Source organism: Bacillus pretiosus (genome assembly GCF_051294775.1).
Classification (GTDB): domain Bacteria; phylum Bacillota; class Bacilli; order Bacillales; family Bacillaceae_G; genus Bacillus_A; species Bacillus_A wiedmannii.
The window spans coordinates 1-287 of record NZ_JBPPHF010000442.1; the positions used below are offsets into that span (position 1 = coordinate 1).

A 287-nucleotide genomic window follows, 5' to 3' on the forward strand; every position below is an offset into this window, starting at 1 on the left:
GCTTCGTTGTATCTGAACTAGAAGCTTTAAACCCAGAGAACTTAAAATAATAATAAAAACGCTCGGAATGTTCTCCGAGCGTTTTTTTATTTATAATTTAATAAATCTTTCGCCACATCTTCTGGCACTTTAAAACTCATTTTCTTATTTTTCATTTCCACTTCGACATAAGGGACATCTTTATATACTGTCATCGTACCTATTTCATGTAACTCTTTTTTATCATTACTCGACTCCGATAATTTTGTTGTATCCTCTTGGTATATTTTAAATGTTTTCCCTTGCGG

At 32.1% G+C, this 287-nt stretch carries 1 pseudogene; it reads right to left on the bottom strand.

Annotation, left to right across the window (positions count from 1 at the left end):
* Nucleotides 1–86: 86 nt before the first annotated feature.
* Nucleotides 87–287: pseudogene (locus tag ACSG5Z_RS31640) on the bottom strand (hypothetical protein); the annotation flags it as partial.